This is a genomic window from Aequorivita vladivostokensis (assembly GCF_000952855.1).
Taxonomy (GTDB): domain Bacteria; phylum Bacteroidota; class Bacteroidia; order Flavobacteriales; family Flavobacteriaceae; genus Aequorivita; species Aequorivita vladivostokensis.
This window is the reverse complement of sequence record NZ_JSVU01000008.1, coordinates 162,173-177,006: the sequence shown is the minus strand read 5'-3', so window position 1 is coordinate 177,006 and position 14,834 is coordinate 162,173. Positions and strand designations below refer to the sequence as shown.

At 40.7% G+C, this 14,834-nt stretch carries 14 protein-coding genes and 1 pseudogene; 6 read left to right on the top strand and 9 right to left on the bottom strand.

Going from position 1 to position 14,834, the window contains the following annotated elements; translation table 11 throughout:
* On the bottom strand, positions 1-276 hold a 276-nt coding region (locus MB09_RS12675), incomplete at its 3' end, for a YciE/YciF ferroxidase family protein (protein ID WP_045078828.1).
* A gap of 805 nt (positions 277-1,081) precedes the next feature.
* On the opposite strand from MB09_RS12675, the gene MB09_RS12670 reads away from it, so the two are divergent.
* Both MB09_RS12670 and MB09_RS12665 read left to right on the top strand, forming a co-directional pair.
* Positions 1,082-3,223: a catalase gene (locus tag MB09_RS12670; protein ID WP_045081276.1), complete on the top strand. Its 2,142-nt coding sequence runs from the start codon at positions 1,082-1,084 to the stop codon at positions 3,221-3,223.
* A 96-nt stretch (positions 3,224-3,319) separates the two neighbouring features.
* The gene (locus tag MB09_RS12665; RefSeq protein ID WP_045081275.1) at positions 3,320-3,844 is read left to right on the top strand and encodes a hypothetical protein; all 525 of its coding nucleotides are present in this window, start codon (positions 3,320-3,322) and stop codon (positions 3,842-3,844) included.
* Between the two features lie 230 nt (positions 3,845-4,074).
* Here MB09_RS12665 and MB09_RS12660 read toward each other — a convergent pair whose 3' ends face one another.
* Together MB09_RS12660 and MB09_RS12655 are read right to left on the bottom strand one after the other, a co-directional pair.
* The gene (locus MB09_RS12660; RefSeq protein WP_045081274.1) at positions 4,075-4,530 is read right to left on the bottom strand and encodes a ferritin-like domain-containing protein; all 456 of its coding nucleotides are present in this window, start codon (positions 4,528-4,530) and stop codon (positions 4,075-4,077) included.
* 250 nt (positions 4,531-4,780) lie between these two features.
* Positions 4,781-6,817 (bottom strand): ATP-dependent helicase, encoded by a 2,037-nt coding sequence (locus MB09_RS12655; RefSeq protein ID WP_052671387.1) that lies wholly within the window; start codon positions 6,815-6,817, stop codon positions 4,781-4,783.
* 70 nt (positions 6,818-6,887) lie between these two features.
* Here MB09_RS12655 and MB09_RS12650 point away from each other — a divergent pair, with 70 nt between their 5' ends.
* Complete coding sequence (locus MB09_RS12650; RefSeq protein WP_045081273.1) at positions 6,888-8,198, top strand: GIY-YIG nuclease family protein; 1,311 nt, start codon at positions 6,888-6,890, stop codon at positions 8,196-8,198.
* A 38-nt stretch (positions 8,199-8,236) separates the two neighbouring features.
* On the opposite strand, the gene MB09_RS12645 is transcribed toward MB09_RS12650, so the two are convergent.
* From MB09_RS12645 to MB09_RS12625, 5 genes and pseudogenes are all read right to left on the bottom strand, one after another.
* Positions 8,237-8,824: a DUF1989 domain-containing protein gene (locus MB09_RS12645; RefSeq protein WP_045081272.1), complete on the bottom strand. Its 588-nt coding sequence runs from the start codon at positions 8,822-8,824 to the stop codon at positions 8,237-8,239.
* Between the two features lie 3 nt (positions 8,825-8,827).
* A pseudogene (locus tag MB09_RS12640) lies at positions 8,828-9,192 on the bottom strand (MgtC/SapB family protein).
* A gap of 98 nt (positions 9,193-9,290) precedes the next feature.
* Positions 9,291-9,950 carry a guanitoxin biosynthesis heme-dependent pre-guanitoxin N-hydroxylase GntA gene (gene gntA / locus MB09_RS12635; RefSeq protein WP_205618099.1) on the bottom strand — a complete coding sequence of 220 codons (660 nt, stop codon included), beginning with the start codon at positions 9,948-9,950 and terminating at the stop codon, positions 9,291-9,293.
* Between the two features lie 250 nt (positions 9,951-10,200).
* A complete protein-coding gene (locus MB09_RS12630) occupies positions 10,201-10,722 on the bottom strand; it encodes a DUF421 domain-containing protein (RefSeq protein ID WP_045081270.1) in 522 nt (173 codons plus the stop codon).
* A gap of 304 nt (positions 10,723-11,026) precedes the next feature.
* Entirely contained in the window at positions 11,027-11,584 is a 558-nt protein-coding gene (locus MB09_RS12625) for a response regulator (RefSeq protein ID WP_045081269.1), read from the bottom strand.
* 159 nt (positions 11,585-11,743) lie between these two features.
* Here MB09_RS12625 and MB09_RS15605 point away from each other — a divergent pair, with 159 nt between their 5' ends.
* From MB09_RS15605 to MB09_RS12610, 3 genes are all read left to right on the top strand, one after another.
* Positions 11,744-13,177, top strand: coding sequence for a sensor histidine kinase (locus tag MB09_RS15605; RefSeq protein WP_052671386.1), 1,434 nt, complete (start codon positions 11,744-11,746; stop codon positions 13,175-13,177).
* 2 nt (positions 13,178-13,179) lie between these two features.
* A complete protein-coding gene (locus tag MB09_RS12615; protein ID WP_045081268.1) occupies positions 13,180-13,593 on the top strand; it encodes a response regulator in 414 nt (137 codons plus the stop codon).
* A 126-nt stretch (positions 13,594-13,719) separates the two neighbouring features.
* Entirely contained in the window at positions 13,720-14,166 is a 447-nt protein-coding gene (locus MB09_RS12610) for a hypothetical protein (RefSeq protein WP_045081267.1), read from the top strand.
* Positions 14,167-14,421: 255 nt separating this feature from the next.
* Here the strand turns inward: MB09_RS12610 and MB09_RS12605 are convergent, their stop codons facing one another.
* Positions 14,422-14,823 (bottom strand): VOC family protein, encoded by a 402-nt coding sequence (locus MB09_RS12605; RefSeq protein ID WP_045081266.1) that lies wholly within the window; start codon positions 14,821-14,823, stop codon positions 14,422-14,424.
* Positions 14,824-14,834: the final 11 nt, after the last annotated feature.

Below are 14,834 nucleotides of genomic sequence, written 5' to 3'. Positions count from 1 at the left end.
AGGATCCTTTACCTCATCAAGAAAGTCTTCGGCTTCCTTGATTAAACCTTTCATGGCCTTACAGGTTTCCCCTTTTGGATCTATATCCAATTCGTCACAGATTTCCTCCAGTCGGGCCTTGTGTTCCTTAGTTTCCTCCAAATGGTCCTCAAAAGCCTTTTTCAACTTCGAGTTGTGGGCATTCTTCACCATTTTAGGCAAAGCTTTTGTCAATTGATCTTCAGCGCTATATAAATCCTTTAGCTGATGTTCAAAAAGTTCTTCTAAATTTTTCATGCTTATATTTTTTTTGGTTTAGCATAAATTTAGTTTGAATGTTGACAATACAAAACAACCTTAAAATAATTTTAACAGCGTGAGGGGAAATGAGTTAAATTTTTCCGCTAATGAAATAATCGTTGGAGCCATAATAAATTTGAAAAAGCCTATGTGGTATGTTATATCGATTAAACCGTAGTCCGTTAAAACACTGCACCCACCATAGATATGGCCTGTAAAATAGTACCCTTTCCTATTAAAATGCCGAGAAGAAAATGGTGAACCAAAAGAGGCTGCCTGAAAAGTAAAAAACCTATTGATTTGGCAGGTCGAGCGCAGGTAAGACCAAATAGAAAGTCACAAACTGTACGTTCTTGACTACTCGAACAGAAATCAATAATTACTTTTTAGACAGCCTCTTTATGGCTAATTCGATTTATACTTTAAAATAAACTGTGCTTTACAAAGCTTTTTTAAACAATACGAGCACTTATATTTTAAGTGTTCCATTAAAATTTACTTTATCATATTACCTCCTTTTTTATATAATTTAAACGGACTAACTATGTCAAAATTACCTACTTAGGTATGTAATTTATATCCTTATAGCCATTTTTTTTAATGCAAAACCCATAGTAAATAACGGATTAAGAAAAACCCGGTCGCTTTTTAACGCACAGCTCTCAAAGCTCAGTTTCTTCTTTTGGGCTATACTAGAGGATATCAATTTTAAATGAATTAATTTTTAACATAATAAAACCTATCCACAATATCTAATCTTCTTAACTTAGTGATCTTCAATTTTCAACACAACACATTTTTTATGAAAAATAAACCGAAAAATAAACAGGGGAATAGCAAAAAAGTGGACCAATTGACCAAGGTCGTTAAGGATTACCAAGAAAAACCACTTACTACGAATCAAGGGTTGTTAGTCAATGACACCAACAATAGTCTTAAGGCGGGCGAACGAGGTTCCACTTTATTGGAAGATTTTTTACTGCGGGAGAAAATTACCAATTTTGATCACGAACGTATTCCGGAACGTATTGTCCACGCCCGCGGGAGTGGGGCGCACGGATTTTTTGAACTTTATGAACCTATTCCCCAATATAGCAAGGCGGGAATTTTTAACGATACCAAGAGAAAGACTCCGGTATTTGTGCGCTTTTCCACGGTGGCGGGCAATAAAGGTTCAACCGATTTGGCGAGGGATGTCCGCGGGTTTGCTGTTAAATTTTATACCGAGGAGGGCACTTGGGATTTGGTGGGAAACAATATGCCCATTTTTTTTATACAGGATGCCATGAAATTTCCCGATCTCGTCCATTCGGTAAAACCGGAACCCAATAGGGAAATCCCACAAGCGGCTTCGGCCCATGATACTTTTTACGATTTTGTTTCCCTAACGCCCGAGACCCTCCACAATCAAATTTGGCTTATGAGTGATAGGGCCATTCCACGTAGTTATAGAATGATGGAAGGGTTTGGGATCCATACATTCCGCCTTATAAACGACAAGGGGGAGGCCCATTTTGTGAAATTCCATTGGAAACCGCTTTTGGGAGTGCATTCGGTTACCTGGGACGAAGCAGTAAAAATAAGTGGTGCCGATTCCGATTTCCATAGAAGGGACCTTTGGGATGCCATTGAAGCAGGCCAATATCCGGAATGGGAACTGGGGGTGCAGATAGTTCCAGAAAAGGATGAGCACAAATTTGAGTTTGATCTTTTGGACCCAACCAAACTGATACCTGAAGAAATGGTAGCAGTGCAAATAATAGGGAAAATGACCCTAAATAAAAACCCAGAAAACTTTTTTGCGGAAACAGAACAGGTGGCCTTTTTACCTGGCCATATTGTCCCCGGAATCGATTTTACTAACGATCCGTTATTGCAGGGCCGATTATTTTCCTACCGCGATACCCAGTTGTCGCGCCTTGGAAGTCCTAATTTTCACCAAATCCCAATCAATAGGCCCATAGTTGAAACCCACAATAACCAGCGCGATGCCCATATGCAAATGGCTATTCCAAAGGGCCAAACCGCATATTTCCCCAATACTTTGGGGGGTGGTTGCCCCCATCTTACAAAAATTGCCGATGGCGCTTTTGAACATTATGAGGAAAAAATCGATGCCAAAAAAATAAGATCGAGAAGCAAAAGTTTTACCGATTATTATTCCCAGCCCGCTCTTTTTTATAGGAGTCTTTCCAAAAGTGAACAAAACCATGTGGCCGATGCATACAGTTTCGAATTGGGAAAATGCACGCATCCACATATACAGGAACGCATGCTTTACCTAATTGCCCAAATTGATGGTCCGCTGTCCAAAAAAGTAGCGGACAAATTGGGATTAAAGGTGCCAAAAACTGTAAATAAACCTATAAATCAAGCCATTGGAGCCGATGTTACTGATGGCCGCTTTGAACCGGCGCCAAAAAAGAATTATCTGGACCAATCTCCGGCCTTGAGCCAGGCCAATACGAAGTTTGATACGGTAGCCAGTAGGCAAATTGCGGTGCTGGCAGCCAATGGATTTTCCATGAAAAATTTTAAGGCCATAAAAAGCGTATTCGGGCAAGATGGAGCACAGTTAAAGATCGTAGCTCCGCATGGGGGCAATATTAAGTGTGATGAAAACATGGAGCATCCAGTAGATGCTGCTATCATGACTACTGAAAGTGTACTGTTTGATGCTATCTATATCCCCGGGGGCGAAAAGAGCATTAAGGCGCTCCTAAAAGAGGGGAAATATATTAAATTTATTAACGAGGGTTTAAAACATTGTAAGGCCATTGCAGCTGATGGGGAAGCAGAGCGATTATTAAAAGAAACTTTTGTGATGGACCATAAAAATGATACAGCAATATTTATCAATGGCAAGCCTGCAGAATTTAAAAAAGCAGTTGCCCACCATAGAAATTGGGCACGGGAGGATAAAGTGAAGGACATTCCCGTTTAAATGGAAAATGGGATGGGTTTCCAGTGCAAATTCCCCGGAATTTGGAAACCCATACCTTGATTCTTTAAGTTTAAGATGTAATTTGTTGCGGTAAGTATGCAATTGGACTTTATTTCGCAAAACAAAAGGTCGATTTACGGCGGAGTAGCCACCTTTCTTTTTATGGGGCTGGGAGCATTCTTGCTGGGAAATCTCTCTGGTTATGAGGCAAAAGTACTTATTGATACTTCCCTCTCGGGCATTAGTATGCTCTGCAATACCATCGTCTTGGGGTCGGCAACAATCTTGGCGCTGTTATTGACCCTGTTGGGAATAAGCAGTGGCGTAGAATCCAAGATAAAAAAGGTCCATTATTATCAAGTACTCAATATTGCCAAGTTTGACACACTACTTTTTATCGGAGCCTTACTGCTGTTTCAATTCTTTAATATCCCCATTACCGAATCGGAAAATCTTCCCACTTCGTGGTTTGCCTATATCTATTGGGCAACGCTGTTTTTTTCGTCTCTGTTAAGTGGGTTTATGGTCACGGTAATTTTGATGTTGTTTACTACCTTCCGGAATATTATAAACATTTTGGGTTTTAAAAAGAAGGATTATCTAGTAGATAATGATAAGTAGTTAAAAAAGGTGTAGCAAACCCCTGGGCGCAGGCTTAATCCACACTTACACCTCTACACCTTCCTTTTTTAAAAATAAGTTTGCATTATTAGAAATAAGAACCGCGCGTATGGCCTACGCCGCCAAAGGTTTTGAATTTAGCAATCACGAATAATTGAGCAGTTCTTGCTGTTTTAAAAACATGGGCTACCCTTTGGCAGCTGGCCACTACAATGGGGAGTCAAACTTATTCAATGTAGATCCTCCAAGGTCTTTACGCGATCCAAAACTTGTTTTATATGGCTAAGCTGGTCCCTTATCGCCCCGGATATATCTGAGTGGAGGGAGGGGTAGTCCTCTAGAAAATCCTCATACTCATCTACGCTAGCTTTCTCGCCCCGAATACATTCCTCTAGCACAGATTCATCGTTATCCATGGACAAGGCTGCCTTAATATCAATCCACGCCCGGTGCATCGAGCCTGTAAAGCTCCCATCGGTATCTGGATCAAAGTCGGGATTATAGGTGCGTAGTGCCCGTGAAAGGCGGGCGGCAAATTCTTGGCGCTGGGTAGCTTCATCCATCATAAAATCGCGCAAATGGAAACTGTCAACATTCTCCGCGGCTTTTTTAAAACCCTGATAGGCATCGTTGTTTTTTTCGATAAGGGCATTTACTTTTTTTGAAATTTTTTCAACGGTATCCATAATTATTTTGTTATAAAGTTGGCTTATGGGTAAAGATAATTACAGAAAAGAAAAGATTTTATTACTAAAAAGTTAAATATTAACACATATAGAATGACAGTTGCTATTTTTTAGGGAAAACTGGGATGCGCGAATCATAGCGTGGAAGAAGCTTGGTCTCAGCAACATTCCGGTCTCTTTATTTACTATACTACCATTCCGACTTCCGAACAATTTTGAGGGTCTTTCTAACCATCCTTAAAAATACTAATTAGGAAAAATCCATCCCCAAGGAAAGGTCTATTTTATTTGGGCGGTTAATATCTTTAGGCTTAATAAGCGAATAGGGGTTAATGGTTTGCTCTACAAGCCTGTCAGGCAAGGCTTCCAGAAAATATTTTGAATTCGGATGGGTGGAGGGCTGGGTATTTACGGTGTTGATTGAATTGGTATCCCTGCTAATATACAGTTCATTTTTCGCCCGCGTGAGGGCTACGTAGAGTACCCGTCTATCTTCCTCTGTTCGCTCTTCATCATCCAGGTTCCAGGCACTGGGGTAAACCTTGGGGGAAACATTGAGCACATAACAAGTATCGGCTTCCAGCCCCTTGGCCGAATGTACCGTTGAGATTATTACATGGTCCTTTATTTCGCTATCATCAAGTTTGGACCCCTCCAGTACCGGATTGCCATTTAACTGCTTGGCATTTTCCAAAATTCCTTCAGAAATTAGTTGCCCAATGGAAGCATAGTTGTCGCCCAGCATTTCAAGTACGGGAAAATCTGACTTCCGTTTTTCCTCCCAGTCCTTTCTATATTTAAAGGCCAGCGATAGCTCCATTTTTGCATAGGTTTCCTGTAAGGCGCGTTTTACATTTCCCGAATTCACAAAAATTGTATTATAAATATCGGCTATTTTCTCGCCCTCAGGCCCTCCAATCACCTCGCCCACATGTTGGGCACAATCAATTGGATCCTTAAACTCCAGTATTTTATTGAGATACTTTCCGGCTTTAATTTCCCCTATGCCATCCCAAAAAGTCAGAAAACGCATCCATCCTATTTCGTCGAAGAGATTGTTGACTACCCGCAAGGCCGAAACAACATCCTTAATATGGGCAGCCTCCATAAATTTTCTCCCGCCATAGGTAACATATGGTATCTTTTTTTGGATAAATACCGCCTGTAGTGGTTTGGTATAAAATGTGGACTTGGAAAGTATAAGATGGTCGGCAAATTGCTTGTTGTTTTCAGTAAAATTTTCAAGGATGTTCTCCGCAATATAATTGGCTTCCTCCCACTGGCTCGATACATTTACTAATTTGGGCTTGATGCCCGGTCCCCGTGAGGCCATCAATTTTTTTCGATAATCCAATGGCGATTCCTCCATAAGCCAATTGGAGAGATCCAGAATTTCTTGGGTGGATCGGTAATTAGTGTCGAGAATATAGGTTTCGGAATCCGGTACGCGTTCAGAAAAAAGATGTACATTTTTATAATCCGCCCCCCTAAAGGAATAAATGGACTGTGCATCGTCTCCCACACAATAAAATTTGGCGATATCCAGAAAAGGTTCCAACAAATACCATTGTAGCGGATTGGTATCCTGAAATTCATCTATCAATAAGTGTTCTAGTTGATGGTTCAAGATCTCCTTGGCTTCATCATCATTCCTTATTCTGTTGGCTACCACCAATAATAGATCATCGTAGTCCAAATATCGGCCTTCCTCTTTTTTTTGTTGATATGCTTTAAGCAAAACCTCCACCTTGGGCCTTATGATATCTATTTCATCATTGGTCTCCGCATCACTTTTTCCTTTATAAATCCTTTCCCGAATGGAGTTTGTCAAATTTTTGCGCGTATTTCTTCCATAAGAGTAGATGTCCAGCAGCTGCTGGGGTTTTATTCGGACTCCTTTATACTCTATAATTCGGTCCCCACATACCATTTTCATAACGCTCAATTGATCGTCCGGATCAATTACCGTATAGTTTGAGGCGCCAAAAAGATTTGGGTATCGCACTATCAGTTGGTTACACCAAGAATGGAAGGTTGATCCATTCAAGCTCTGCGCCTGATTATCGGTTAGGGACGCTTTTACGCGCTCCACAATTTCATTTGCCGAACGTTTGGTAAAGGTGAGAATTTGTATTTTTTCGGGCTGTATGCCATTTTCGATAAGATAGGCCGCCCTCCCTACTATGCATCGCGTTTTTCCTGTTCCCGCGCCAGCCAATAGCAGTAGATGCTTTCCCTTAAATTGGACTGCCCGTTGTTGTTGTTCATTCAGTATATGATTCTTCAATGTAGCTTTTTGGGTAAAGATAGTAATTAGGAATATTTCCAACAAACGGAATAATTCCTACTTTTGTACTATGATTTTTACTTATCTCCAATCCATGCCTCACGGCAGAAATCAGGAAGTCTTATATAGAATTACGGTGCTATCTACCCATAATGACGCGCAGGCCGGCGTTTATACCATACGCCCGGAAAAAACAATACCGAAAAGAGTATATGAAAGTGCCCATCTTGACCGACAGGAATTGCTGAGCGCCCCACCATTCTGCGATATCGCCGATGATTTAATCGATCTTTATGCCAATAAGAAAATGGTATTTTGGGATCGGAAACAGTTTGCGCTCCTTAGGCATCAATTTAAGATCATTGGGTTTAATTTTAAGGGGGTCCCCATTTTTGTATATCCGGGCAAAACACCCAGGGATGTTCTAGCGGCTTTTGCCGACACACTGGGAACGAATGTTGGGACAGAGCATAGTATAGGCTTTGCGCTAAAGGTGCTGGACTATATGAAAACAGTAAAAGGGGATAAGAAAGAGCGCTATGCCCAACCCAACACAAATGCTGACTTGCAGCTTGATTGGAAAAAGTATAAGCCGCTTCCCGGTGTATATTTTTTTCTCAATAATATTGAGGAGGTACTATATGTGGGAAAGGCGAAGAATATACGAAAGAGGCTGCAAGGCCACTTTTCACGCCGACCCGATAAGGGGAAGCTGGATTATTCCCAGGTAAAGAATATTTTGGTAGAATATGCCGGGAATGATTTTATTGCCCAACTCATGGAATCGGAAGCTATCAAGAGACTGCAACCCACTTATAATACCCAACAAATAAATAATTCGCCTCCTTATATCATCAATAAAACATATACTGCCAACGGAATCGCAAGGTTAAAGATTACCCGAAAGGAAATAAAGGACAGTCTTCCTGAGAAATATTTTAATAGGGACTCCGTTAAACAGGCACTTTTGCTTTTTCGCGACACTTATGGTCTATGTAGAAAGTATTGTGGAATAGAAAGCGTTAAGGGCCCGTGTAGTGATTATGGAAAAAATAAATGTAAGGGCATTTGTGCTGGGGTGGAATCAAGGGAGGCTTATAATGAGCGCTTCGGGCGGGCCATAAAAGAGTTTGAGGCCAGAAAGGAGAGGAAAATCTTTAAAATGAAAGGGCGTAGCAGTTCTGAAGATGCCTTTGTCTATACGGTAAACGATGTATATGAAGGTTACGGGTTTATCGATAAATCTGCCGTCTGCTACAGTATAAATGACTTATTGGGCTTTCTCACCCCGCAAAAAAACAATTACGATACTTCTAGGATCATACACACACTTCAAAACAAAATATCCAAGGAAAATATTTTAATTCTTCCAAAGGAATAAAGCATACAAGGTGCTCGACCAGCCGCTCCAACCTCTAATCATTCTCTGGTAATTACCTCGTATTGGATAGGTTTAAAGCTGCCACCGTTGCTATCTTCGGCCGAGCACGCTGTTAAGCCCACTATTAAATCCATCATAGCTTCAAAAACCACATAATCTTCCGCCTTACTTAAGGGGGGGCGTACCGATAATTTCCCTTTTTCATCAAACTGTACGTTCATAAAAATATTAAAGGCCGTGGGAATATCGTCTGGTAAAATATGGTAAGGCTCCAGATTGGTATAAAGATTTTCAAAACAGCTGGGATGGTAGTCGGGGTTTTCATACATTATCTGGAAGGTTTCCGGACTGCAAGGCGCCAATAAAAAATCATTTCTTCCATTAGTGTCTTCTAAAATTCGCATCATTTTCTGGCTGCGATTGCTCCATAAATAATTGCCCTGGGTTATAAGAATGGATTCCTCGAAATCCAAGGTCTTTCCCGACGATAGCTTTTCCCGGGAATCGCGATAGTTAAATAGAACCATATCACTTACCTGTTGTCCTTTGGGGTCAATTACTTTTAATCTGTCACCTTTTTTTAGGGTAAATGCCACTCCACTCTGGGGCTCGATCTGCTTTGTCATATATTATTCTGATTTTTGATCTGCTTGGTTGTTTTTGTAAATTTTCTTATTGTAATATCCTAACACCAAATTGATAAAAACTATTATAAGTGTGCTAGCGGCGAGCTCTGCATACATACCCAATGCCGCCAAACAGCCTAGGGCCGCACTACACCAAATGGCTGCGGCTGTTGCCAGTCCCGATATCTCCTTTTTTCGCTTTACGATTACCCCTGCTCCCAAAAAGCCGACGCCAACTACAATTTGCCCGGTAATTCGAGTAAGGTCAACATTCTCCATATCGATATATTGGAATGATATCCCCATAAAATAGCGGCCCCTACGGCCACTAGGGCATTGGTTTTTAGGCCGGCATTCTTATTTTTCATTTGTCTTTCTATGCCCACACAAATCCCCGCTACCATGGCAATTACCGTATTTAAGATGAATTAGAAAGTAGATACTGCTTCCATAGAATAGGCTGGGTTTACTTATGGTGAAAGGGACACTTCCATGATCCTCCTACATTGCGCCCGCTGTACTGCCTAGCTTCACTTCGCTCACCAAAATCCTCCAATACCGGATTGATATTTCCCTGTAATGCGGTATCCCGCTCTCGTATTTTGTCACGTACCTTCTGATATACGCCCATCTCCCTCAATTGTTCAAATTGGGAATGGAGATTGAAGACCAAAGTGGGGTAGGGAGCACGTCTGGCCTTACGAGAGGCTTTAGGGTGTAAGCCTACCACATAAAATGCCCTTCCCCCAATACTAAAACTAAAATTTGGATTCTCAGGATCATCACTAACTGTGGGGTCCCAAGGCTCGGTGTCCCGCTCGTGCAGATACTGCAACTGCCTCCATAAGAGGTTTTCAAACTCCAGTTCACTTACCACTTCTGTCTCGGGAAAAACTGCCAGAAACGATTCAAAGTCCTTGTTCCCAAAATCGTAATGGGCGATGTATTCCTTTAGATCTTCCCAAAGGGCCTGGGCCGTATTTTTGCTTCCCAAGGTACCATAACTTTGCAACTGGAACTTCTCCATTTGGAATACAGTATTGGCCATAATACAGGGATGGTTCTCTTCGAGAATAAAATTTCGGAAATCGTAGGTAAGTTTGTTATCAAGATGTCTTTGTAACATAGGGTCCATATCTTTTTTCTTGAAAATTAAATACAACGGGCTTTACTTTCCACTTTTTTAATATTTCATTAGCTGCAATTTAAGTTCAATTTAACATCGATCCTCTCACTAATATTGAAAGTGTTAATCGGAATTCGGATTGGACTAAACATAGGGTGAATTCAGTTCTTGTTTTTTTTCTAAATAAACAGGAACTATGGCTGTGGGGTCCGATATGCAAATCTTGGTTTTACTATTACTTTGGAAGTACCTATTCAGCAACATCCGTCAGCAACCATTCCTTTAGATTTTTATCCATATGGTTACTATGCAGAACGGTAATATCACCCGTGGTCTCGAATACCACGGCCTGTATTTCCGAATAATGGCTAACATTGGCTTCCCTCAATTTGGCGCGTAAATCTCCTTCAGTTACGCGGGCTCTCCTTAGATTGTCGTGAAGAATTTCCCCATTTCGCATCAAGAGCAAGGGGGTGTTGTCTATGGCCTGCCGAAAAGGTTTATATCGCCTAAAAAAGGCAGCGGCCAATTGAAAGGAATAAACGGCAAGCAGGCCCACCGCTCCTTCCGCCAGCGAAACGGTGCTGGAGAGTACTGTAGTGGCAATCAGCGATCCCACCGCTACGGTCATTGCAAAGTCAAAACTGGACATCTTACTAAAACTCCGTTTTCCGAAAATGCGGGTAAAAGCGATTACCGCTATATAGATACCCAGGCAGCTTATTACTATCCGGATGGCACTGGACAGGGTGAGGTCTAATAAATGTTCCATACTTTGATTTTGATTTAAGACACCGGAACACATCCTTCAGAAATTAAAGTTTTTTAATTAGACAGCTTTAATATATGGACGAAAGTGTTATAGAGGTGCAGGTTTTATTTTTTTGATTGATAATAATCCCACTATAAAATTAAAAATTAACCTTTTGCCCCGTATGGATTTATAATTGTTTTAACGCTATTTTCTTAGAACTACTATTTTTTCGGTGAGAAAATCAAAGAGGGTTATGTTAAGAGGAAATATTGAAGTATCTGTCAAAACTGCACTTAAACAAATCTTTGAGAGGAAACAAAAATTATCCCTTTAGGAACTTTCCTATTTTTTTCAAAAATGAATGACTTTCTTTCTCCTTCCCCGAATCCTTTTTCTGGCCAAAAGTGTATTCCCTTAAAAAATCGCTATGCGACTTGGAAGAGTCGTATTTGCGCCTTTCGGAATGAATTTTATCCAACTTCTCCTTTTGGGTGTTTATTATCTCCAAAAAGAGGGGGAGCAAGCGCTCGTTAAGTGTATTGATAGGTTCCTTTAAAAAAAATCCTTCGGCCCCACTTTCTATCAATTTTTCACTATCGGCTTCGTATTTCAAATTGCCGGTTATTACTACCACGGGAATTTTATCATTATAGTTCCTCGCTATCCGGATTACATCGAAAGCATTCATGCCATTAAGGTTATAATCGGTCAATACAATATCCGGAATATAAGTTTTAAGGGCGTTTATCAGGCTTATTTCACTATCCACAAATCTAATCTCGGGATGGGCGCATATTTTTTTTAACTGGCGTTGCAATAGGAAAGAATCTGATACAAGATCTTCCACAATCAGGAAATTTAAGACATCGGGTAGTTTCATGGCGGTTGAGGTTGATTGGATCCGATAAAGTTACGGGGATAGGAAAATTAAGAATGATTAAAATCAAATAAAATTTATCTTTTTTAGGTTCCAAGGTTTCATATGTGAATATAGAGAATTAAATTTAGGAAATTTTTTCCAAGTTTTAACCTTATCCGAATGAAGCGAATCCAAAAAGTGGGTCTTACCAATTTTATCCTCCTTATTTCTTCCCTTATATTGGTAATAATACTCATCGGTTTTTCATACATCAAAAACTCGGCTTCGGTAAATGACATGGCCCATACCTGGGAGGTAAAGAATAACATCCGCCGGGTTTCGGCCTCCATTTCCAAAATGGAGAGTTTCGGGCTGGCCTATGAATCTACCCGCAAGTTGAAATATAAACATGCCTTTCGGCAGGCACAGGAGCAATACGATTCGCTTTTGCTTTCCCTTAAAAATCTGGTTGCCGATAATGAGGCGCAAGTAGCACGCGTGGAGGATATATCCCGCCATATGAACCAGAATATTGCACAGTTTGAAAGAAGGATGGCCATCGAGAATTATCGGGAGGTGCGCAAACAGGATATGGAATTGCATTTTATCGGAGATATTGAACAAAAGTTGGAAGAACTTCTTAGTGTGGAAAACGCCCTTTTGGAAGACCGCAATCAAAAGTTTGCCATTTGGAAGGTCATTATTTTGGGCGCCTTGGGAATTGCCACTGTTATTGTATTCCTGAGCCTGTTCAACCTTATAAAAAGGATAAAGCCGCTAATTGAAGAACTTTTGGCTACCCAATCAAAACTAGAGCAGGCCAATCGAGATATGGAGAAAACATTAAAGGAGCTCAAAACTCTCAATAGGGAAAAGGAAAATGAAATAAAAGCCAAGGAAGCGGCAATAGACGAGGCAGAAAAACTCAATGAATCCCTCATTGCCAAGAACCAGCAACTGGACCATTTTGCGTATGTAGCGTCCCACGATCTACAGGAACCCTTGCGGACGGTTTCCAATTATTTGGAAATATTTCAGGAAGACTTTCCCGAGCGTTTGGAAGGAGAAGCCACCCTGTACTTCCAATTTATCAATAAGGCAGTAGAGCGAATGCGGAATTTAATTAGTGGCCTTCTGTCCTTTTCCCGGTTGGGAACCAGTGGTCAAATGGAGCATATTGACCTAAATGTCACCCTACAGAAGATCAGGGAAGATTTGGATTCAATAATAGAGCAACGCAACATCATCCTGGAATACGGAAACTTGCCCAGCGTAAAAGGCTATCGTATCGAGATTAAGCAATTGTTCCAAAACCTCATTTCGAATGCTATTAAATTTACTGCTCCCAATACTGATCCCCATATCATTATCACCTTTGAGGAAACGACCAATTATTATAACTTTCATATTGCCGATAATGGTATCGGCATTCCAGAAAAGGATTTCTCCAAAATTTTTGACATGTTCAGTAGGCTTCACAGTGCGAAGGATTATGAGGGCCAAGGTATTGGCCTGGCATTCTGCAAGAAAATAGTAGAACTCCATTTGGGGAATATTTGGGTAAGTTCTAAATTTGGGGAAGGTTCCACTGTCCACTTTACGCTTAAAAAATAATTATGGGAAAACTAAAAAATGTACTACTTATTGACGACTCGGAAAGTGATAATTTTTATCACGCCCGAAAAATAAAAAAAATGGGAATTACAGATAATATCCATATCTGCTATAGTGGGGAAGAGGCTTTGGATTATCTTAAAAGTGAACTGGAAGGCATACATCCCCAACCCACCCTTATTTTTTTGGATATTAATATGCCGGGAATGAATGGGTGGGAGTTTCTGGAGGAATATGAACAATTGGAAGTCTCGCAAAAAGGGGAGGTGGTGCTCACCATGCTAAGCAATTCCATAGACGAAAGAGATCGAGAGCGGGCACAGCAGTATAAAAGTGTGCATGGATTTTACAGCAAGCCTTTAAATGAAGAATATTTAGCCAATATTCTGCAAACGTATTTTTCCCAGTATTTGTAAACAGGGAAGGGGCAATTATAGTTTTCCGCCTCCCATTTACCAGTGGGAAGGATTTTTTTTAAAATCTTATTATAATACGGGGATGGTGGAACTATTTTCCTTCCCCCCGATTTTGGAAATAAGCACATGATAAAATTTGTAATAGCTTGGATTGGCGCGGTTGGAATGATGACGCTATTCAGCAATATAATCTATAGGATAAGCCATCGAGAGGTTCGGGAGCCAATATTGTTGGCATGGTTGCTCAAAAATTACCGTGCTCCTAATAAGCCTGTTTTCGTGCCCAGGGCTAAGGGATGGTTATTGCATTTTGCTATTGGGTTGGTTTTTATGTCCCTGTTTATGGGTTTATGGATGTTTTTGGGAAAAGATGCATCCATGAGGTGGGGTGGAATAATCGGGGCCATTTTCGGGCTACTTGGAATTTTTGGATGGGCGCTCCTGTTTTATCTGCATCCGCAAAAGCCAAAGATCGATTTTAAACTATTTTATCTGCAGCTTTTCCTCGCCCATATTATATTCGGCTTAACGGCAGCGGGCCTGCTCGAGTTAATTTCTTTTTTTGAAAAGTAAGTCGATATTTCAAGAATGCGGCGGACAAAATTAACTGCCTCTAGAGCAACGCCAAATCGTTCGTTTCAGCTATGTATCTGTAAAACGCAATTACTTTTTCCTGCCAGTAGGTTTTACCCGATTTTCCCTAAAAAAGTATTTTTAGGTTATGGAAAGATGAAAACATACCGATCCATATCACGGGGCAACCATTAAGAAAAGAACGTTTGAAAATAAGACTTCCAAACGTTCATAAATATTGATGATAGGGTCGGACTACTCCTTAAAATTGACCATCCAATTTATGCCGTATCTGTCGGTACATCTCCCGTAATAGGCTCCCCAAGATGTTTTTTGGAAGTTGGTGTGTATCTGACCGCCCCTGGACAATTCGGTAAACGCAAACTTTGCACTCCCCTCTGAATCCATATCCACGCCTAAATGCATATTGTTTCCGTCAGTCAAGGGCGTATCTGGTGCCGCGTCGTACCCTAGGATCGTAAAATTCTTGCCTTTTAATTCTGCGTGTTGCCACTTCGTTCTATAATTTTCGGGAATATCGATTTTTTTATTCTCATAGGTCTCAATATTGCCAATATCTCCTCCAAAAATTTCCTTGTAATGGTTGAGAGCTTCCTGACATTGGCCACGGAAGGATAAATATGCTTCAATTCTCATAGCTTTGTAAT